This window comes from Methanococcus maripaludis C5, assembly GCF_000016125.1.
Classification (GTDB): Archaea; AGJL01; Methanococci; order Methanococcales; family Methanococcaceae; genus Methanococcus; species Methanococcus maripaludis_D.
Map to the genome: position 1 here is coordinate 1,530,036 of NC_009135.1, position 21,031 is coordinate 1,551,066.

The 21,031-nt window shown below is 34.1% G+C and carries 19 protein-coding genes, 2 tRNA genes and 1 pseudogene; 11 read left to right on the plus strand and 11 right to left on the minus strand.

Going from position 1 to position 21,031, the window contains the following annotated elements:
• The first annotated feature begins 4 nt into the window (after positions 1–4).
• The 7 genes and pseudogenes from MMARC5_RS08095 (at position 5) to MMARC5_RS08125 (ending at position 7,912) form a co-directional block, all read left to right on the plus strand.
• Entirely contained in the window at positions 5–610 is a 606-nt protein-coding gene (locus tag MMARC5_RS08095; protein WP_011869331.1) for a precorrin-2 dehydrogenase/sirohydrochlorin ferrochelatase family protein, read from the plus strand.
• 4 nt (positions 611–614) lie between these two features.
• A complete protein-coding gene (hemA, locus tag MMARC5_RS08100; RefSeq protein WP_011869332.1) occupies positions 615–1,763 on the plus strand; it encodes a glutamyl-tRNA reductase in 1,149 nt (382 codons plus the stop codon).
• Positions 1,753–2,979 (plus strand): hydroxymethylglutaryl-CoA reductase (NADPH), encoded by a 1,227-nt coding sequence (gene hmgA, locus MMARC5_RS08105; protein ID WP_011869333.1) that lies wholly within the window; start codon positions 1,753–1,755, stop codon positions 2,977–2,979. The genes hemA and hmgA overlap by 11 nt, the downstream gene beginning before the upstream one ends.
• Before the next feature lie 118 nt (positions 2,980–3,097).
• Positions 3,098–3,544: a Tfx family DNA-binding protein gene (locus MMARC5_RS08110; protein WP_011869334.1), complete on the plus strand. Its 447-nt coding sequence runs from the start codon at positions 3,098–3,100 to the stop codon at positions 3,542–3,544.
• Positions 3,545–3,560: 16 nt separating this feature from the next.
• Positions 3,561–4,607, plus strand: a complete 1,047-nt coding sequence (locus MMARC5_RS08115; RefSeq protein WP_011869335.1) for an mRNA surveillance protein pelota — start codon at positions 3,561–3,563, stop codon at positions 4,605–4,607.
• An 8-nt stretch (positions 4,608–4,615) separates the two neighbouring features.
• Positions 4,616–5,356, plus strand: a complete 741-nt coding sequence (locus MMARC5_RS08120; protein ID WP_011869336.1) for a hypothetical protein — start codon at positions 4,616–4,618, stop codon at positions 5,354–5,356.
• A 366-nt stretch (positions 5,357–5,722) separates the two neighbouring features.
• A pseudogene (locus tag MMARC5_RS08125) lies at positions 5,723–7,912 on the plus strand (methyl-accepting chemotaxis protein).
• Positions 7,913–8,012: 100 nt separating this feature from the next.
• Here the strand turns inward: MMARC5_RS08125 and MMARC5_RS08130 are convergent.
• The 6 genes from MMARC5_RS08130 to MMARC5_RS08155 form a co-directional block, all read right to left on the minus strand.
• Entirely contained in the window at positions 8,013–9,092 is a 1,080-nt protein-coding gene (locus tag MMARC5_RS08130; RefSeq protein ID WP_011869339.1) for a Coenzyme F420 hydrogenase/dehydrogenase, beta subunit C-terminal domain, read from the minus strand.
• A gap of 32 nt (positions 9,093–9,124) precedes the next feature.
• Complete coding sequence (locus MMARC5_RS08135; protein ID WP_011869340.1) at positions 9,125–9,895, minus strand: GltB/FmdC/FwdC-like GXGXG domain-containing protein; 771 nt, start codon at positions 9,893–9,895, stop codon at positions 9,125–9,127.
• 19 nt (positions 9,896–9,914) lie between these two features.
• Positions 9,915–11,447, minus strand: coding sequence for a glutamate synthase-related protein (locus MMARC5_RS08140; protein ID WP_011869341.1), 1,533 nt, complete (start codon positions 11,445–11,447; stop codon positions 9,915–9,917).
• A gap of 25 nt (positions 11,448–11,472) precedes the next feature.
• A complete protein-coding gene (locus tag MMARC5_RS08145; protein ID WP_011869342.1) occupies positions 11,473–12,564 on the minus strand; it encodes a class II glutamine amidotransferase in 1,092 nt (363 codons plus the stop codon).
• A 146-nt stretch (positions 12,565–12,710) separates the two neighbouring features.
• On the minus strand, positions 12,711–13,328 hold the full coding sequence (locus tag MMARC5_RS08150) for an orotate phosphoribosyltransferase-like protein (RefSeq protein WP_011869343.1): 618 nt from the start codon (positions 13,326–13,328) through the stop codon (positions 12,711–12,713).
• A 142-nt stretch (positions 13,329–13,470) separates the two neighbouring features.
• Positions 13,471–14,199, minus strand: a complete 729-nt coding sequence (locus MMARC5_RS08155) for a 7-carboxy-7-deazaguanine synthase QueE (RefSeq protein ID WP_011869344.1) — start codon at positions 14,197–14,199, stop codon at positions 13,471–13,473.
• 143 nt (positions 14,200–14,342) lie between these two features.
• Here MMARC5_RS08155 and MMARC5_RS08160 point away from each other — a divergent pair, with 143 nt between their 5' ends.
• Entirely contained in the window at positions 14,343–14,552 is a 210-nt protein-coding gene (locus MMARC5_RS08160) for a TRAM domain-containing protein (protein WP_011869345.1), read from the plus strand.
• Between the two features lie 69 nt (positions 14,553–14,621).
• A complete protein-coding gene (locus MMARC5_RS08165; protein WP_011869346.1) occupies positions 14,622–15,590 on the plus strand; it encodes a CPBP family intramembrane glutamic endopeptidase in 969 nt (322 codons plus the stop codon).
• On the opposite strand, the gene MMARC5_RS08170 is transcribed toward MMARC5_RS08165, so the two are convergent.
• From MMARC5_RS08170 to mfnF, 3 genes are all read right to left on the minus strand, one after another.
• The gene (locus MMARC5_RS08170; RefSeq protein ID WP_011869347.1) at positions 15,579–15,935 is read right to left on the minus strand and encodes a CxxCxxCC domain-containing protein; all 357 of its coding nucleotides are present in this window, start codon (positions 15,933–15,935) and stop codon (positions 15,579–15,581) included. The two genes, MMARC5_RS08165 and MMARC5_RS08170, sit on opposite strands and share 12 nt — an antisense overlap.
• A gap of 67 nt (positions 15,936–16,002) precedes the next feature.
• Positions 16,003–17,196, minus strand: coding sequence for an argininosuccinate synthase (locus MMARC5_RS08175; protein WP_011869348.1), 1,194 nt, complete (start codon positions 17,194–17,196; stop codon positions 16,003–16,005).
• 131 nt (positions 17,197–17,327) lie between these two features.
• On the minus strand, positions 17,328–18,311 hold the full coding sequence (gene mfnF / locus MMARC5_RS08180; RefSeq protein WP_011869349.1) for a (4-{4-[2-(gamma-L-glutamylamino)ethyl]phenoxymethyl}furan-2-yl)methanamine synthase: 984 nt from the start codon (positions 18,309–18,311) through the stop codon (positions 17,328–17,330).
• Between the two features lie 114 nt (positions 18,312–18,425).
• Here mfnF and priS point away from each other — a divergent pair, with 114 nt between their 5' ends.
• Positions 18,426–19,499, plus strand: coding sequence for a DNA primase catalytic subunit PriS (gene priS / locus MMARC5_RS08185; protein ID WP_011869350.1), 1,074 nt, complete (start codon positions 18,426–18,428; stop codon positions 19,497–19,499).
• A gap of 69 nt (positions 19,500–19,568) precedes the next feature.
• Here priS and MMARC5_RS08190 read toward each other — a convergent pair.
• Positions 19,569–19,644: transfer RNA gene (locus MMARC5_RS08190), tRNA-Gln, on the minus strand.
• A gap of 242 nt (positions 19,645–19,886) precedes the next feature.
• On the opposite strand from MMARC5_RS08190, the gene MMARC5_RS08195 reads away from it, so the two are divergent.
• A tRNA-Thr gene (locus MMARC5_RS08195) sits at positions 19,887–19,960 on the plus strand.
• A gap of 43 nt (positions 19,961–20,003) precedes the next feature.
• On the opposite strand, the gene MMARC5_RS08200 is transcribed toward MMARC5_RS08195, so the two are convergent.
• Positions 20,004–20,945 (minus strand): tributyrin esterase, encoded by a 942-nt coding sequence (locus MMARC5_RS08200; protein ID WP_011869351.1) that lies wholly within the window; start codon positions 20,943–20,945, stop codon positions 20,004–20,006.
• Positions 20,946–21,031 lie beyond the last annotated feature (86 nt).

The following is a 21,031-nucleotide window of genomic DNA, read 5'->3' on the forward strand; positions in this document are numbered from 1 at the left end:
AAATATGATTCCTGTTTTTTTAGGCCTGAGCGGATTTAAAGTTTTGATTTTTGGATTTGGAAGCGTTGGAAAAAGAAGATTTGAAAAATTCTTAAATAGTGGTGGAAAAATCACTGTTTATTCCAAAAACATTGATAAAAAGGATATTTCAAAATACGAAAATGCGAGATTTTTTGAATCCGATGTAAGTAATTTAAGTGATGAAGAACTATATTCAATAATAAAAAATCACGATATTATAATAACCTCGATCGACGAAGAAAACAATAAAAGGATTGTTTCGATTGCAAAAAGCATAAAAAAATTCATAAACTCTTCGACTTTTGAAAGGGAATCAAATTTAATAGTTCCTGCATGCTGCAGTGTTGATGGAGTCTCGTTTGCAGTATATACTGGCGGAAAAAGCCCGATAGTTGCAAGAGAAATTCGAAAAAATGTTGAAGAATATTTAAAAAATTCCGAATTTGAAATTAATTTTCAAAATAAACTCCGTGATTTTTTGAAAGATAAAATTGAAAATCAGAACGAGAGAAAAAAGGTTCTTGAAAAAGTTTTTAGCGACGAAAACTTTGAAAAAGAACTTTTAGAACTTATTGAAAAACATAGGTGAATCTATGTTGGTTGTTAGAGCAGATTACAAAAAATACCCCGTACCAGTTCTTGAAAAGATGCGAATTGACGAGGATGAATTTTATAATAAATACGATGCTTGCGTTGTAGTCCAGACTTGCAACAGGATTGAAGCGTATTTTGATACAGAAATAAATTCTAACGTTGATGGTATTTTAAAAGATTTTCAAGGGTTCGATGTATTAAAAGGAAAAAATGCAACATTTCATTTTTTAAAAGTATCTTGCGGAATGGACTCGATGATACTTGGTGAAAACCAGATTTTGGGACAGATAAAAACAAGTTTTCAAAAAGCGCGCGAACTTAAAAAAACGAGTCGCTATTTAGACAGTCTTTTCTTAAAAGCGATACACGTTGGACAGCGTGCGCGAACTGAAACGAAAATTAATGAAGGCGGCGTTTCTATTGGAAGTGCTGCAGTTGAACTTGCGGAAAAAAACTTCGGACTCGCAAACAGAAACGTTTTATTAATCGGTGCAGGTGAAATGGGAACCTTAGTTGCAAAAGCACTGATTGAAAAACATATTAAAGCAGTTATTGTTGCAAACAGGACGTATGAACGAGCTGAAACACTTGCCAAAGAATTAAAAGGAATGGCGGTTCATTTCGACAAATTAAAAGAAGCCATTAACTTCAGTGACGTTATAATCTGTGCTACCTCCTCCCCACACCATATTTTAGAAAAAAAGGACCTTATTGACGTTGGAAACAAGATTATAATCGATATCGCAAATCCAAGAGACGTTGACGATTCGGTGAGGGAACTTGAAAATATCGAACTTTATGCTATTGACGACTTAAGACATATATCCGATAAAAATTTACAGAGCAGAATTGAAGAAATTCCTGCTGTTGAAAAAATTATCGATGAAGAATACGAAGTTCTTATGAAACAGATTGAGAAAATCAATGTTGAAGAAGTTTTAAAGGAATTTAATAATTATATTGAAGAGATTCGAGTAAAAGAGCTTGAAAAAGCAATTAAACTTTCTAAAACTAAAAATCCTGAAGAAATCATGGAAAACTTCTCAAAAGCTTTTGCAAAAAGAATAACTCATGATTTTGTGTCATACTCAATTAATACTTCAAAAGAAGACCTGATGAACTCAGCATGGTGGAAAAATGGAAAATAACGTTAATATTGAAGAAATCGTTGAAAAACTGATTAAAAAAGAAATAAAAGTTTACCAGCTTGATTCAGAATTTGGAGAAAGGAATGCAGTTACTGCAAGACGAAAATACCTTGAAAAACTATCAAACGTTGAAACAAGACATATTCAGGAATATACTCTTAATGAAAAACTTGCAATGCAGAAAAACATCGAAAATATGATTGGTGCAATACAAATTCCACTCGGATTTGCTGGCCCAATTTCAATTAATGGAAAGTATGCACAAGGTGAGTTTAACGTGCCTTTTGCGACTACAGAAGGTGCTCTTGTTGCATCTATTAACCGAGGTTGCAGTATTATCACAAAATGTGGTGGTGCAACTGTACGTGTGATTGACGACAAGATGACCCGTGCACCAATAATTAAAACAAACTCTATTGTTGATGCTTTGAAATTAAAAGAGTGGATATTAGATAACTTCGCAAAGATAAAAGAAGTTGCTGAATCTACAACAAGACACGGTAAGCTAATTCAGATAAGTCCGGTTTTGATAGTTGGAAGAAACGTGTACCCAAGATTTACATTTAAAACCGGGGATGCGATGGGAATGAACATGGTAACAATCGCAACCGAAAAAGCCTGTTCATTTATCGAATCTGAACTTAAAAAAGAAGGTATAATTATAGATACGGTTGCATTGAGCGGTAATGTGTGTACGGATAAAAAACCTGCTGCAATAAACTTGATTGACGGAAGGGGAAAAAGCGTTGTTGCAGAAGTATTTTTAAAAGAAGAATACGTTGAAAAGTATTTAAAAACTACTTCAAAAGCAATTGAACAGGTAAACACTTACAAAAACTTGATTGGTTCTGCAATAAGCTCTTCATTAGGATTTAACGCACAGTATGCAAATATTGTTGGTGCATTATTTTTAGCAACAGGACAGGACGAAGCACACATCGTTGAAGGCAGTATGGGAATTACAACTGCAGAATGTACTGGAGATGGCCTTTATTTCTCAGTTACACTTCCAGATTTACCTGTTGCTACAATTGGTGGTGGAACCAGAGTTGAAACACAGCGAGAATGCCTCGAAATAATTGGATGTGCAGGTGCTGAAAAAGCAGTTAAATTTGCAGAAATTGCAGGAGCTGTTGTTTTGGCTGGTGAATTATCACTCATTGGTGCCCTTGCTGCAGGACATCTTGCAAAAGCGCATTCTGAACTTGGAAGATAATTTTTCACTTTTAAAAACTTTTTTTGAATTTTTAAAGAATAAATCTTTTCACGAATTAAAAACCATTTGAATCATTTATTTTATATATCAATTTTGAGATAATATATGATAATTAATTATGAAAAGTGGAACTATGGAATCGTTTTTGACAGAAATTCAAATAAATGTGCTAAACCTCAGAAAACGAGGGCACACACAAGATGAAATTGCCAACATTATGGGGACAAGTAGGGCAAACATCAGTATGATCGAGAAAAGAGCTCGCGAAAATATAGAAAAAGCGCGAAATACATTGAGTATTTACAACGATATAATCGCACCCTCTAAGATTAAAATAGATCAGGGTACTGACGTATTTAATATTCCAAAGATTATTTTTTCAAAATCAGATCAGGATGAAATACACGTAAATTACTCCTCCCTTCAAATTATGGAGTTTGTAAACCAAAACGCTCAAAGGTACATTAAAAATAGAATTGTAGTAGAGCCATTTGTTGTAACAATACTTCAAAACGGAGATATATCCGTTCACGATTACGAAGAAACTGGAAAAAGTGAGCAATAATTAAAAAAGAGATATAATGAAGATCATTCAAGAGATACCTGAAAAAAATATAATAAAACTAATTCCTGAAAATTTAGATGATTTATGGCATTTATCAAACATAATACAACCATATAATGCAATTTACGCTGTAACGGAACGAAGAACAGAAGATAAAGGGGATAAATTACGTGCAGATCGGGGAACTAAGAGAAGAGTTTTTTTAGGAATAAAGGCTGAAAAAATCAATTTCCATGAAGATTTCAACCGACTTAGGGTGAGCGGAAAAATTATCCATGCTCCAGACGATATCCCGATTGGTTCATACCATACAATTGATATCGAACCACTTTTGCAGGTTTCTGTTCAGAAAAACTGGAAAAAATGGGATCTTGTAAGATTAAAAGAAGCGGAAGACTCATCTAAAAAGCCAAAAGTGGTAGTCGTTATTCTAGATGATAGTGAAGCAGATATATTTTTAGTTCGTGAATTTGGAATTAAGGAACTTGTAAGTATTAAATCAGGCGTTTCTAAAAAATTAGATTATAAACAGAACGAACAGGCTAAATTTAGCTATTATTCTGATATTATCAATTCAATTTCAGAATTTGAAGGAAAAATACTCTTTGCAGGCCCAGGATTTGGAAAAAACAATATTCAAAACTACATTTCTGAAAAACATAAAGATTTGGCCCCAAACGTAGTCGTGGAATCTGCAAACCATACTGGAAAATCAGGACTTTCTGAGATATTAAAATCAGGAATTATTGATAAAATTTACGGCGAAGCAAGGATCAGCAAAGAAACACAAGTTATAGAAAAATTACTCGAAGAAATATCTAAAAAAGGTCTTGCTGCATACGGAATTGAAAGTGTAAACAATGCAATGAATTACTCTGCAATTGATACCCTTTTACTAACTGATGAATATTTAAGAAGAAACAGACGAAATATTGAAGAATTGATGAACAGTGTTGAAAATATCAATGGAAACGTACTTATTATTTCAACAGAACATGATGCAGGAAAACAATTGAAAGCACTCGGCGGAATTTCAGCATTATTGAGGTTTCCAATAGAATAGGTGATATTTTGAGCGATACCAGATGGGAAATAGGAATTGCAGTAACCCTAGTTGCGTTATCTACTGTTCTTTACTACATTCATTTTTTAATATTCCACGACCTTCACCATATTTCGATATATCTTTTGGGAGATATCGCATTTACTCCAATAGAAGTTCTTCTTGTAACTTTGATTCTTCACAGGTTACTTGAACACAGAGATAAAAAACAGAATCTTGAAAAATTAAATATGGTCATAGGCTCGTTCTTTTCGAGTATTGGGGAAGAACTTTTAACTTATTTTTCTGATAATGATCCAAATTTAGAAAAAATTCGAAAAAACCTAATTGTAACTAACAATTGGGATGACAAAGAATTTAAAAACGCCCATAAAATCCTTAAAAACCATAAATACGGTGTAAAAATAACGCCAGATAATATTAAGGAATTAAAAGAGTTTTTAAACAGTGAATCTCAATTTATACTTAGATTAATGGAAAATCCTGCATTGTTAGAACATGAAAAATTTACCAGCCTCTTGAGGGCAATTTCACACCTTTCTGAAGAACTCATGAAGCGAAAGGACATCGACAATTTACCAGAATCCGATATTGAACATATCTCAGGAGACATCGTAAGAGCATACGAAAAACTCGTTTCAGAATGGTTAGATTACATGAGGTATTTAAAAAATAACTATCCATATTTATTTTCTCTTGCAATGCGATCAAATCCTTTCGATTTAACATCTGAAATAATTGTAAAATAGAATTTTCTCAAAAAAGTACATGGGTGGTGTCCATGTACTTAAAAAGCGCCTATCCAATAGATTTGTAGGTAAATTTAATAGAGAGTGTCTTGGTGCCAGTACGAAGTACGGCATCTATGAGAGCATATTTCGAACACCATTAACAAAAAATGTAACAGTATTTCAACTTATCCTACGATAAGCAACAAATGATACTTTTTTTTACTATATATGGATTTGGATAGGACATTATTATCATTATGGCATATACCGTCCTATTAACCGTATATTTTAATAATTTTCCCCTACACGTGTACATACATAAAAATAATATATATTTTCCCCGATTAAAAAGCACTATACCACAATAACCCAGTAGGTGCTAATATGAAATTGAGTACTAAAAAATTAGGTACCAAGTTGCTTTTTTACTCAATATTAACAGTATTGATTCCAATACTGATTTTGGGAGTTATTGCAACCAATACCGTAAAAGATAGTATGGAAGTACAGGGTCAGGATGCGATAGAAAAGGATCTTGGAATCTCTGAAGCCATGTTTGAAGAACATATTGAAAAATTAGAACTTTTTACGAACTATAATTCAAAAAATAGCGAAATTATTGAAGATATTGAAGAATTGAATTATTACGACCTTTCCAAAATTGCAAGTACCCTTGGTGAATCTGCAGGTGCAGATTTCGTTGGATTTACTGATTCTGATGGAAACGTCATATGATCAAACGTAAACGACGTTTCAGTTAGTTCCCTTGTTAAAAAAATTTCTGGATCGGGGAATAAATATTCTGTTGAAAAAATATCCAGTGAAATAACAGAAAAAATTTCAAACGGTAAAATATCTGGAGTTGAAGGTTCACTTGCAATCGTTGCAGTATCTCCAGTTTATGATGGAAGTAAAATTTTAGGATATATCATATCAATCGATGTGATTAACAAAGATTATACTCTGGTAGATAGTATTAAACAAGCTACTGGGGATGTTGCAACCATTTCTCTTGGAAAATACAGAATATCCACAAATTTAGAGAACAACGGGCAAAGAGTTGTTGGAACTGCCATTTCCGATGAAATATACACAACAGTAGTTAATCAAAAACAAGATTATTATGCAAGAGCGGATGTTTTGGGAACGCAATACCTTTGTGGATACACACCACTTTATGATTGCCAAGGCAATGCTGTTGGTATGGTATTTACCGGAACTCCTGCAACACCTTATGATAACGTGGTATCCAAAATACTTTCAACAATTATTGTGGTTGGTTTGGCAGGGATAATAATTGCGATAATTATCACATTATTTACCAATAAAAAAATTACAAAACCAGTTGACGAACTTAAAAAAGGTGCAGAAATTTTCGGTAATGGAAATTACGAACATGTCGTAAAAGTCAGTACTGGTGACGAACTAGAAGAATTGGCCAATTCATTTAACGGTATGGCTCAAAATATTAAAGAAATGAATGAGCTTATGGATACAGATAAAAAAGAACTTGGAGTTACAATTAAAGATGTCGCAGACACAATGACTGCAGTTGCAAATGGGGATTTCACAGTAAGGGCTGATGAAAAGAGAAAAAGAAATAATTTACAAAAAGCGATTAACACTGCAATTAGAAATGTTGCACAGTTGATTAAAGACCTAAGAGAAGAAGTTGATCTATTGAACGTTCAGGTTCAAAAAGTTGAAGACGAACTTAAAAGTGCAGAAGAAACTGCAACACAGGTTACAGAAGCTGCAAATCAGGTTGCAGAAGCTTCAAGTGATCAGTCTGCAAAATTACAGGAAGCATCAGATCAGCTTGAAAATACTTACGAAGTTGCAAAAACTGTTTACACGGATGCAGAAGAAACTGTCAGATCTGCAGAAGAAATCAGCGAAAACTCTGAAAATGGGGTTAAAAAAGTTGAAAACGCAATTTCAAGAATGCAAGGAATTACAAATGTAATTGACGATTTAGGAAAATCAATCCAAGAACTCGGTGAAGATGGTAAAAAAATCAATGAAGTAACCGATTTAATTAAAGATATTGCAGAACAGACAGGACTCTTAGCTTTAAATGCTTCAATTGAAGCTGCACGTGCAGGAGAAGCTGGAAAAGGGTTTGCAGTTGTTGCAAGCGAAATTAAAGCACTTGCAGAAGAAATTAAAAAATCCGTTGAAAATATTAACCACACGATTGATGGTGTCCACAAGCGAATCGGAGAAACGATGGATCTCGGATTAAAAGGAAAAGATGAAGTCGATAAAGGGGTAATTGCAATCGACGAAGTAAATGATGCGCTCTTAAGAATTAAAGAAAGTGTTAATGGCGCTGCAATTAAAATAAATGGTATTAAACAGGGAGCGCAGAGTGCTGCTGACAATACCGAAGGTGCTTTAAAGAATGCACAAGATATTGCATCAATTTCAGAAGAGTTTACTGCAACAGCAGAAGAAGTTACTGCATCAACTGAAGAATTAAATTCAATTATTGAAGAAATCAGAGGAATTGCAGAAGAAGTAACTCATGTATCTGAGAGGGTGACTAGAAAATCAGGTCAGTTCAAAATTTAATTTCTCTTTTTTTCTTTTTGATTGTTTTAAAATAAGATTAAAACTGATTAATCAAATTTAAATTTTTTTAAAAAAGTAATTTTATTAGAAGTTGAAAAAATTAGAATTCAACGTCTTTTCTTTCCATTTTCTTGATTGAAAGTGATTTTACAGGTTCTAACGATGCTTCACCTTCAACTGAAACGTATCCGTTGATTACAGTTCTATCAAAGAATCCTTTACCCCATTTGTTTCTTATTAAAACTGTGGAGTAACCTTCAGGTGTTCCTACGTTTCCGACAGAGATGTCTGAAGAAATTCCTGTAAAGTCCCTACAAACGTTACATCCTTTTCTTACCATTTCATCAAGCTCTTCGATTTTGAAACTAATGACATTGCCATGTATCGTTGAAACTATAAGTTTTCCCTTGTCAATTTCCATCTTTTTGATGTCCCAGGGGTTTATTTCTAATTCTTTTATTTTTTTGAGCATTTTATCATAGTCAAACGTTTCAAAACAGAATAATGATACTTTCAATCTTATTGCTTCTTTGAAAGGTTCGACTAAATCATTTTTCGTTGCCATTATGTGGTAAACTGCATTGATAACACAGGGGGTTCCAACAACTGCAATTTTATTTAATTTTTTTACCATTACAGCTTCTTTTAAAGCTTCAAGAATCGGAACGTTCCAATTGTATCTGCTTCCTGCAGTTTTTAAAACGTCTTCTTTTGATGTTGCAAGGTATGATTTTGGATCCATCGTCCATTTATCTTCCATCATTACAATTGCGCCATCGATTAAGCCTTCATCAAAAGCATTTGCCAATATTGCAGTTACAACACCACCACTTTGGATATTTTTGGTTTCAAGTGTTGATTTTGCTTTATAGTTTTCGATAACTCTTCCAGGAACTTTTTCTAAGTTAAAGATATGTCTTTCTTTTGTTCTAGGGCATACGTTGTAGCAAGCACCGCAATTTACATCGTAAAGAGTTACTTTACAGAATTCCGCTGAAATCGGGGTCTCCCCATCTTCGGTTGGTACAATTATACATGCGCATTCATCACAGTCAAATTGCACAGGGCTTTGCTGTTTAAAGTATATATTTTCAGTAGGGCATACAGAAACGCACGCACCGCAACCAGAGCACGTTTCTTTATCCCATACTTCTTCTTTTAAGTTCAAGTATGACTTCATAATTTCCACCTAAATCTCTTAAAGTATTGTAATTATCTCAAATCAGGTGTGTACAGTTTCTGGAATGGCCTGCTTGAAATTGGAGCGATTTTTGTATATTTCGAATTGATAAGTTTTTCTTTGATTTCATCAGAATAACCAAATTCTGCACAGAATTCTTCGATGTATGGAGTAATTTTTTCAATGTCTTCTTCTGTAAATTCCTTGATATCTGCTGCAATTCCGAGTTGGGAACTTTCAACAATTCCTCTGATGTAAATTACACCGCCGTGAATTCCTGTTGCAATCATTCTTCCTTCGATATTCTCAGTATCTTCTTTATCCATGTTGAAGTTTAAAATAATTCCTCCAGCCATGTATTCTCCAAGGAAGTCTTTTGCAGCCCCACCGATAACTAAAACAGGGAATTTGTATTTGTATTCTTTCATGTGGATTCCACTTCTGTATCCAACATTTCCTTGAACGTAAACTTTTCCGCCCCTCATCGAGTGGCCGGTTACATCCCCGCTGCTTCCGTGAATTACAACAAATCCTTCATCCATTGTGTTTCCAGGAGCATGGTCAGCATTTCCATTTACAACTACCTTAGGGCCTTTCATAAACATTCCGAGGTCTCCACCAGGAACTCCGTTTACGATTATTGTTAAATCTTTTCTTGAAACTCCGTTTCCAATAAATCTCTGGCCTAAAATGTTTTCAAGTACCAATTTTTCCAAGTCTTTGTTTTCGTCCAAGACTTCGTGGATTTTCTCGTTTAATTCCCTGTAGTCCATGTCCTTGGCGTCAATTTTAAGTTCTTTCATTCTTTCACCTAGACTGGCCTTACATTCCCGCCTGTTTTATTCCTAATGTATTTAATTCGATCTCGCTGAGTCCTACGCCCCTTAATCTGTCTCTGTTTCCTCTGAGACTTTCTATGGAGTTAATTCCTGCAGCTCCGAGTAATTCCTGAATTTCATGAGTCCATGCGTGTATTAAATTAGCGACTCTTCTTGCACCATCTTCCACTTCTAATCTTTTTACGAGTTCAGGTTTCTGGGTTGCAATACCCCATGCACACTGTCCTGTGTAGCATCTTCCACATACGGTACAGCCCATTGCAACCATTGCAGCGGTTCCAATGTACACTGCATCAGCACCAAGTGCAATTGACTTGAATACATCAGCGGAGTTTCTAATACCTCCACTTGCAATGATGCTTATTTTATGTCTGTTTCCTTGCTCCCTGAGCCTGTCATCTACTGCTGCGATTGCAACTTCGATTGGAATACCAACATTGTCTCTGAATACCTTAGGTGCTGCACCAGTTCCACCTTTGAATCCATCGATAACTACTGCATCTGCGTCTGATGTTGCAATACCATTTGCAATTGCTGCTACGTTGTGTACTGCTGAAATTTTAACAAATACTGGCATTTTCCATCTTGTAGATTCTTTTAAACTTCTGATAAGCTGTGCAAGATCTTCAATTGAGTAAATGTCGTGGTGAGGTGCTGGTGAAATTGCGTCTGAACCTTGAGGTATCATTCTTGTCATTGAAACTTCTGCTGACACTTTTTCTCCAGGCAAGTGTCCTCCGATTCCAGGTTTTGCACCCTGACCGATTTTAATCTCGATTGCAGCCCCTTTGTTTAAATATTCGCTGTTTACACCAAATCTACCGCTTGCAACCTGCGTGATGATGCTGTCTGAATATCCGTACAAATCCCTGTGAAGTCCACCTTCACCAGTTCCCATGAACGTTCCACATTCTTTTACAGCTTTTGCCATTGCTTTGTGGGCATTTAATGAAAGTGCACCGTATGACATGTGTCCGATCATTATTGGGGTATTCAATTTAATATTTGGAGCAATTTTTGTTTTTAATTTTGCTTTTTTGACCTTTTTACCGTCAACTTCTTCTTCAACGTAGTCAAATTCTAATTTTTCTGGTTTTTTACCAACGTAGGTTCTAAGTTCCATCGGTTCTCTCAATGGATCTATTGAAGGATTCGTTACCTGACATGCATCAAGAACAATCTTATCGAAGTATATCGGGTACTCTTTTGCATTACCCATACCGCTTAATAGAATACATCCTGATTTCGCCTGTGTTACAACATCCTGTTTTACCTCAGGTGTCCATACAGGATGTTCCCTGCCGCATGATTGATTTAATGTAACTGTAATAGCATCTCTAGGACACAAAGAAACACATCTTAAACATGCTCCACATCTGTTAGGGTAAGTTAAAATTTTATTTCCCTGTCTTCGGTAAACGCCCCATGAACATTCGGTAGTACATCGTTCACAAAGCATACATCTTTCTGGATCCACAAAAACTTTGTATTTTGGCGGAACTGTTGAAGGTATCATATTTCTCACCTAATTATTACTTAAATTAAATTTTTTTCTCCAATTTTGCGATAACCATTCTTCCTGCATCTGGCATCCATACTCGATCCAATTCAGGACATATTTTCCTAATTGCTGATTCTTCACTTGATACAAATAACAAGTCATCTTTTTCTGCCGCAACTAATGGTCTTAATTTAATTCTGTCAGTCAAACCAACCATTGTATTTCCTTCTTCGACTTCGCCGTTCATGAACACCATTCCTTCTTGTGTCCCTACAACAATTCCGAAAGGACCGTTCATTGTTGCACCGCCGTAGGTCATACGGATTGCTTCATGAATCTTTTTATCTTCTTCTGACATAATCTCGATTTCGTCCCAGAATCTTGGAGCTAATGCACTCATTGCATATTCTACAGGGATTTTGTGTTTCCTGATGAGTAAATCGAAGAGATATGCTACAACTTCTGTGTCGGTTAAAAGTTTACATTTATATCCGAAACTTTCAACGTATCTTTTGTTTGCCCCGTAGCTTGTAATTTCTCCGTTGTGAACTACAGACCATCCCAATAGGTTGAATGGGTGCGCGCCTCCCCACCATCCTTTCGTGTTTGTAGGGTATCTTGCATGTGAAAGCCACTGGAAACCTTTGTACTGGTCAATTTTAAAGTATTCTGCGACCTCTAATGGCCATGCAGCAGCTTTAAATACGCCCATGTTTTTACCGCTTGAAAATACAAATGCTCCGTCGATTTTAGCGTTGATATCCATTACGATATCCACCATTAAATCTTCTTCGACAGTTTTGTATTTTTCATCAAACCTGTAGAAAAATCTCCATGAGACCTGTTCTTGTTTGATAATTCCTTCTTCCGTTGGAATTTCTTCGTCTTTTAAGATGTAGCCGTATTTCACAAGAACTTCTTCGACTTCGTGTCTTATTCTGTCGTAATCTTTGGTTGCATCTAAAAAAACATGTATTGCATAGTCATCCTTATAGTCAGGATAAATTCCATATCCCACATACCCTGAACCTTCACCGTTTCCTCTTTCCTTTAAACAATTCAAGGCTGTAGCAATCCTGTCTCCACTGATAAGTCTTCCAGTTCTACTCATAAATCCGATAATTCCGCACATGATAAGCCTCCAACTTTAGGTTATCCTATTATGAAAAAAGTCATTTATATACATTATTGAATATAAAAGAGCCAAAATACTCTGAAAAAGTTACTTTTTAGAGATTAACCCAGATAATTAGTCAATTATTTAAAAAATATAAAATATTATTTTTTAATATCGACGACACCAGTTCTAAACAGGTGTTCTATTTTAACGCCGTCAATTTCATCGATTCCACTTTTATCCATGACCACAAATACTTTTTTAGGGTTAGCAATGCCTTTTAAATATTTTATTGTTTCTTTTACGGAATTTCCTGAAGTCATTACGTCGTCAACAATAATAACGTCTTTTCCAACAATGCTGGACATGTTTTGACCGATGAATCCTGTTGTTTTCTCTTTTTCGGTGTGTACGTGTTTTTTGGGAACGTATATTGAGAAATTTTTATCGAGTTCATCTGAGATTAATGTTGCAAGTGGAACTCCTCCCGAAGAAATTCCAACAATGCCGTCGAATTCAACATCTGAGAGCATGTCGCAGATTATTTTTGAAATATTCCTGAGCCTTCTTGATGAAGCCCTAACATTATCCCATTCTAAAAAGATATCTAACTTTTCAGAATCTTCTTTTGGAGTTTCTCCGGCCTTTAATAGTTCTTCACCATTTAGTGTAAGATATAATGCCGTTTTAACTGAGATATTTAGTTCTTCTGCAATATCTCCGCTTGGAAAACCCATATCTCTCAATTTTAAAGCCTTAAGTATGAGTTCTTTTTTCATGATATCACCATATTACCAAATAATATATTTTTATATTATTAGTATATTTCGATTAAATTAATAAAAAATAACAGTGTGTTCATTTTTAGGTATAAAACTATTAAAAAAGGCATATTACATAAAAAAGTAGTAAAAATGTGAATTAAAGCATCCCCATCCATTTGTGGATTTGCGGCGTGCACATTACATCCACGTATCTTCCGCAAATTGCCATTAATTCAAATAACTTTTTCTTTGAAGTCGTTGCCTTTATTTTGTCAGTTGGAGAAACCGGCTGAATGCAGAGCGTTATATTTCCTATTTTTGATAAATCTCTTGCAATTCTTTCGATTAATTCTTCGGAAGTTTCTTCAAACACTACAATTTTTGCGTAAACGTCAGTTCCTGCCAAGTAAAGTCTTTCGATTGTTTCAAGTTCTTTTGAATACAAATCATACCAGAACTCGTCCTCTTTATTTTCAAAGTGTTCTGGCAATTTTATATCGATTGAAGCGTAATCGTAGCTATCCAATCTTTCTGGAAACATTCCGTTACTCTCTAAAAATGTTTTATAACCTTTATGCTTTAAAATTTCGGAATACTGTTTTATTTTATTTGAATATAATAGGGGTTCCCCTCCAGTAAACGAAACTGCAAAAAGATCAGGAGTTCTCAATTTTTCGATGATATCAATAAGTTCGTGTTCAAGTTCCAGATATTCCATAAAGTCGCCTGATCCGGAAACTTCTTCGACTCTTGCAGTTCCACCCGGAGCATTTGGCTCGTCACAATATATGCAGTCAAGTGGGCATTCCTTAAATCTCACAAAAATGAATCTCTTGCCGATAAACTTCCCTTCACCCATAATTGAGGAGAATACTTCTCTAATCATTTAACCACCGATAAATTGTTTTGAAATTTAAAACATATCCAATATTAAGTTCTCAAATGATGAATTCAGATACTTATATATAGTATCAAAAGCAGTGTAATATTGCATCAATAAGAGATGTATATAATACTAGGTGAATAAATATGGCTTTCGGTAAACCCGCAATGAAAAATGTTCCTGTAGAAGCAGGAAAAGAATACGAAGTATCAATTGAAGACATGGGTAAAGGTGGAGACGGAATCGCTAGAATCGATGGATTCGTTGTTTTCGTACCTAACGCAGAAAAAGGTAGCGTTATCAAAGTTAAAGTTACCGCTGTAAAAGAAAAATTCGCTTTTGCAGAAAGAGTATAAGTGTTTCTCGTCTTCCCTTAATACCTGTGGGCTTTTATCGGAAACCCCAGTAATTAAGCAGTGATACAGATGATCGAATCACTAATTCGATTCTTTTATTTTTTTATAAGTCTAGTAATATACTGGATCAATTTAATTCGAGCATTTAGTCTGGAACTTATTGAAAAACGTACACTTGACCTTATTTTTGTTTTTAATTTATCAGTACTTTTCTTTTCGATATATTTCATGTCAGATGTAAATTACGTTTTTGGACTTTCAGTCTATGCAGTTTCTTTTTTGAGTGTTTTACTAATTAGAAATCAGGGTTTTTTTGAAAAATTTACAAAACTTCTAAAAATGGATCTCTCGTTTGATAATCCGATTCATAAGATTTCAGTTTCGCTTTCTATATACATTTTGTTAAATCCTGTGATCGCTTTTGCATCGGGAGCAGGCCTTATAATCACCCTTACAGATTTTTTAGAAATACTCGATCTTGCCGCATTTCAACTCATAATTTTAGTTTATGCTTTCGTTGGAATAGGATTTGGAACGAGAAAAAATTTAAAACAGTCTATTAAAAGGCTTGACATAAAAATTCCGTCCTTAAAATACGCAATTTTTGGAGTAATGCTTCTCTTCGTGGTTGATAAATTTATATGGGGTCTTTTTGACTTTTTTACATATCTTTTCCAGTCAATGGACCCGGTAATTTCAGAACAGATTGCAGAACAGGCCGTTATTGAAAGTTCAAATGTTAACGAAGTAGTAAGTACGATAAAAACTTCGGCATCTACGCCATTAAAAATAGTATTTTTATCAATAATAGTTGGAATAAGTGAAGAATTGATGTTTAGAGGGGCATTGCAGCCGCGATTTGGAAATATATATACAAGTTTCCTTTTTGCGGCGCTTCATGCACAATATCTGTCATCAATGGTACTTCTGGATGTATTTATAATAAGCTACATCCTCGGAATGATAAAAGAGAGAAAATCAACATCCACTACGATTTTAATCCACATCTTTTACGACATTTTGTCTTTAATCTTTTGATTTTGACCTTAAACAGTCGTAAAACCATGGTTCTTCGTAAGATTCATACTTTTTGACATAAGGACAGTCTTTTGGAAGTGCAGAAACCATTATCGCTTCGAGCATTGAAAGGCATTCTTTTTCTTTTTTGAACCTATTTTTATAGATTTTACAGCGCTTTGTTTCGGTATCGAGATTTTTGCAGTATACAACTTCGGGTTCGCTGCACTCAGTTGAATTAAAAACGTGGATAATACAGCACCTTCCACACTGTTCACAGAGATCGTCAGGGAACATTTCTGCGCTTAATTTGATTATTTTTTCTTTATCATACTTTATGGTGCCTTTTGAGCTAAAAATATTCATAATATCACGTGAAAATTTAAAAATGATTTTAAAATAAACGTATTGAAAAAAATAATTAAAAAAGTAATTATTTTCTTGTTAATCCTTCGTAGATTGCTGCTTGAAGACCGTGGAATTTAACCATTCCAACAATTTCTCTCTGGTCCATTTCTTTGTTTTCAAATGAAACCATTTCTTCGTTGTAGATTGCATCTTTGCTTTCTCTTCCAACAATTCTCATTGAACCCTTGTAGAGTTTTACAACAACTTTTCCGTTCATTCTTGTTTGTGTTTTATCAACAAACGCATCTAAATCAAGTCTTAATGGTTCGTGCCAAAGTCCTTTGTAGATTAAATCTGCGTATTTTGAATCAACCATTTCTTTGAATACGATTTCTTCTCTTGTTAAAACGAGCTGTTCGAGAGCTTTGTGCGCAGTTATTAAAAGCATTGCACCTGGGCATTCGTAGTTTTCTCTTGATTTCAACCCTAAAACTCTATCTTCAACGATATCTACTCTACCAACACCGTTTTTTCCAGCAATTTCGTTTGCTTTTCTTATTAGTGAAACTGGTGCTAATGAATCCCCGTTGATTGCTACAGGAACGCCTTCTTCAAATTCAATTTCTACGTATTCTTCTTTGTCCTGTGCATCTGTTGGATCAACAGTCCATGCAAAACATTCTTTTGGAGTTTCTGTCATGGGGTTTTCTAAAATTCCACCTTCGATGCTTCTTCCCCATAAGTTTTCATCGATACTGAATGGTTTTTCCAAATCCACTGGAACGGGAATTCCTTTTTCTTTAGCATATTCTATTTCTTCAGTTCTTGTAAGGTTTAAATCTCTAATTGGTGCTACAATTTCAATTTCAGGTGTTTTTGCTCTCATTACTGATTCAAATCTGAACTGATCGTTTCCTTTTCCAGTACATCCGTGTGAAATTGCACTTGCTCCAACTTCTTCTGCAAGTTCTGCAATTTTTATGGCAATTAAAGGTCTTGCTAACGCTGTTGATAATGGGTAGCCTTCATAAAGCGCATTTGCTTTAATAGCTCTGAAAATGTAATCTTTTGCAAATTCTTCTTTTGCATCGATTGTATAGTGTTTTAATACACCAAATTTTTTTGCTTTTTCTTCTGGCTCTATTAAATCTTCTTCAGGCTGGCCTACGTCAACTGCTACTGAAATTACTTTGTAGTCGTATTTGTCTTCGAGTAATTTTAAACAGCAGCTCGTGTCAAGCCCTCCAGAATATGCCAAAACTGCAATTTTTTCTTGCATTGGTATCACCTGTGTTTTATTTTTCCGTTTTTTAGTTTAACTGTAAAAAATTGTAATCTAAAATTTATTCAATATATCTACTAAATAGTTATAAACTTTATTGTGAAAATTAATGTAAGAATAAATTTGGGTTAGTGGAGTTCACTTTTGAGAAGTTCTGCAACTGCAAAACTCGGAGTTGCAAGAGATACGTCTTTTCCATATTTTTCTGCGACAGAAATTACTTCAAAATCCGCTAATGCATCTTTTAAAACATTTTCTCCAAGTCCTGTTATTACGACCTTTTTAAGGCCATACTTTTCCGCGACTGCCGCTACATTTTTTAAAATTAAATCTGTCCACAATTCATAATAGGTTTTCGCGATGTTTTCTGCGTCACTTTCTGAAATCTGATTTAAATCAGAACATAAAACTTTTGAAATCCTGATAAGACTGCTTCTTTTATCTGTTCCTTTGCCGTCAGGTGTGTCGCAAGTGTATTCTTCAGGTGTTACTTTTTCTAAAATTACCGAAATATCCGCAGTTATTGCAAAATATTCTGAAGAAACATTTGTATTAACGCCTTTGAACATTATTATGTTTCCAAGGTGTGAAATTGGAGTCCTAAGAGTTCCGACATATAATAATTCCTGATTCATTAGCCTTTCGAGATCTGTTTTTTCCGCAACCACTCTCCCATCCACAATAGGGATAATATCCGTGGTTGTTGAGCCCATATCAACTAAAATACAGTTTTTTTCGATATTTTTTGAAACCCATTTTGCAGTTCCGCACCAGTTAGATGCAGAAACTTTCATGTAAGTTTCTCTGGCATCTTCAAGAGAAATAAAATTTCCATCGCTATCAAAAACAGATATATTTTTACCAAAAGCAGATTCTACGGCAGTTAGTATATTATCTACGCCTTCTTTTTTCGTTTCATAAGAATCTGCAAGTTCTGCGGTTGTAACAAGTGCTACATGGAATACATCTTTTGAATACGTCTTTAAAACTTCTGCTAATTTATCGTTGTTCTTCCACATTGGAAAATAAAGGTGGTGAACTTTAAATTCGCCGTTTTCGTGGAGTTCTGTTATTTTTGTATTTGCTCCACCAATATCTACTCCCAAAATCATTTTCACACCATAATTAAATAAAAATAAAAAATCATTTTTAAAAGATAAGTTTAATTATAGATAATCACAATATTATTTAAAGTTAATTTGATTAAATAAGCGTTATGTGAAATTATGAATGAAAATCCTGCCGCCAATAAGATTTTTAACGAAGTTTCGAGCCTCTATAAACAATATTTTGAATACGCCATAAAAGTTAGAAAGTGGCTTGAAATTCCAGATGATTTGCCACATCGAGAGATTGGTTACGGGATGCTGAAAAAAGTAGACAATAGAAACATTTCATTTAATACCGAAGGCGAATATTTAACCTGGGTTTTAAAAGAATCCCCATTTCACCTGTATAAATCACTTTCTTATATGGAATACCCCGATTTAGTTGGAGGGGCTGCAAAAAAAGGATTGTTTAAACGAGAAGTTGCATTCGATATAGATACGCATAAAACTGAAAAGTGTACTCATGACGATTCCTGGATATGCGAAGAGTGTTTGGGTGAGGCTAGAAATCAGGTCTTAATTTTAATCGAAGATTTCTTGTTTCCTGACTTTGGACTCTCTGAAAAAGATTTGAAAATTGTATTTACTGGAAACAGGGGCTACCACATATATTTAAAACCAGAAGACCCCGAATTGCTTAAAAAAATAGAAAAATGGGGAAAAAACGAAAGACGGTACTTTATTGAATATATTTTAGGAAAAAATCTAAATTTAAGGAATATGGGAAGTCGCTGGAAAAATATCTTGATAAGCGAATTTAAGAAAAACAAGATTGCAACAAAAAAGTTTGAAAAAAATTCAGATTGGAAAACCGAAATAGATACCAGAAAAGATACTACAAGACGAAAAATATACGAAACTATCGATAAAGTAAAAAGCAGGCTTGAACTCGACGAAAAGGTTATGGATGACGATATCCGGCTTCTCAGAACGATTGGATCGCTTCACGGATATACGGGACTGATGGTAAAAGAGATAACTTATAGTTCATTGAAAAGTAATCAATTCGATCCATTAAATCATGGCGTATTCTCCAAATTCCATAAAATAATGTACAATGTAAATATAAAACAGGAAATTGATCCGTTAACATTGAAAGGAGATACTTTTAACCATAAATCTACAGAAATTCCTGCAAGCTACCTTTTATTTTTATTTGGACATGGTATCGACTTTGAAATTTTAGAATAACTTTTATTTTTTTTTGAAATGTTAAAACAGTATATCTAGATTTATAAATTAATTTGCCCAAAATAAAAATGGTAGCCCAGCGCGGATTCGAACCGCGGTCCCATGCTCCAAAGGCACGGATGATTGGCCACTACACTACTGGGCTTCTTTAAATAGTTGCACTAATTAGATTGGAATTAATATATATAAAGTTTTCGGTAAAATTCATTCTTTCAAAAGAGTTTAAAACAGTGCTTTGCCAGAATTTATGAGACTTAATTCTAAAAATAAACGTTATCCTTTGATTAAATAAGTTTTATAAAAAAATTAATACAAAATAGGATGGATACCCAAAAGTTTATATATTGTTTTTGAGTTAGTTGATATGCAAATTGTTTGAATAGTCGTGCTTCAGTGGCTCAGCCTGGTAGAGCGCCTGCTTGGTAAGCAGGAGGCCGCGGGTTCAAACCCCGCCTGAAGCTCGTTTTTTATTTTAGAAAAATATATTTATATATCTAAATATACTTATTGAAATTTTACAAATTCTCCAAAAAATCCATTTTTAGAAATTATTTCTTTATCCTTAGAATTTAATGATTGTTTTTTTAAAGGAGGAATTGCTGAGCCATCTTTTGCATAAATTGCTCCTTTTTTCTTTTTTGATCCCAAAAATTTACCTGCATTTCCATCAATAATTATTGTTCCAGATATCATATCCGATGCCGTGAAATCTCCAGTATTTCCATTTATGATTACAGTTCCGCCCCTTAGCACAGATCCGGTATTTTTTCCAGCTTTTCCATTAACTATAACAGTTCCATTTTTCATTAAAATTCCAGTACTCAAATCCACATTTCCATTTACAGTTATTTTTGATCCATTTTCAATTCTCGCACCAATTGTATCTCGAATTACATTATCATTTAAAATAAGTTCATTATTTTTGAAAACGTTTGGTTTTAGAACTTTTTCTTTCGTTTCTGATTCCATTAATTCAGTTATCGAAATATATTTTTTATATCCTAAAATATCGCTTTCTACTTCGATTATATTTCCAATGGGCTCTTTTAATTTAAAATTTTCATTTAAATAAACAGTTCCAGAAACCATACTTATTCCAAACCTCGTGTCGATATTTCCATCAACAATAACGGTTCCAGTTTGAATTTTACCTCCGCTTCCACCAAAATACTTTAAATCGGCACCCATCGAACTACAAAACCTGTGTCCTACATCCCCGTTAATATAAACTACATTTTCGGGATTTTTTATGTGATTTACTAATTTTTCGTAAGATATTCCATTTTGTACTTCACTTTTAATATCAAAATTACTCTGCCATATAAAATTGTACGTAAAATCAAGTATGCAATCCTTATGATCATTTAAAATAAGTTCGAGAATATTTTTATCGTTTAAATAATCTTCAACGGTTTTTTTCTTCTTTTTAAATATTCCAAAGACCATTAAAACACCCCGATCAAAATAATGTGTATTAGTATCTCTATTTTAAGGTATTAAAATTCGACTTTTTTAAATTTTTAAACTGATGG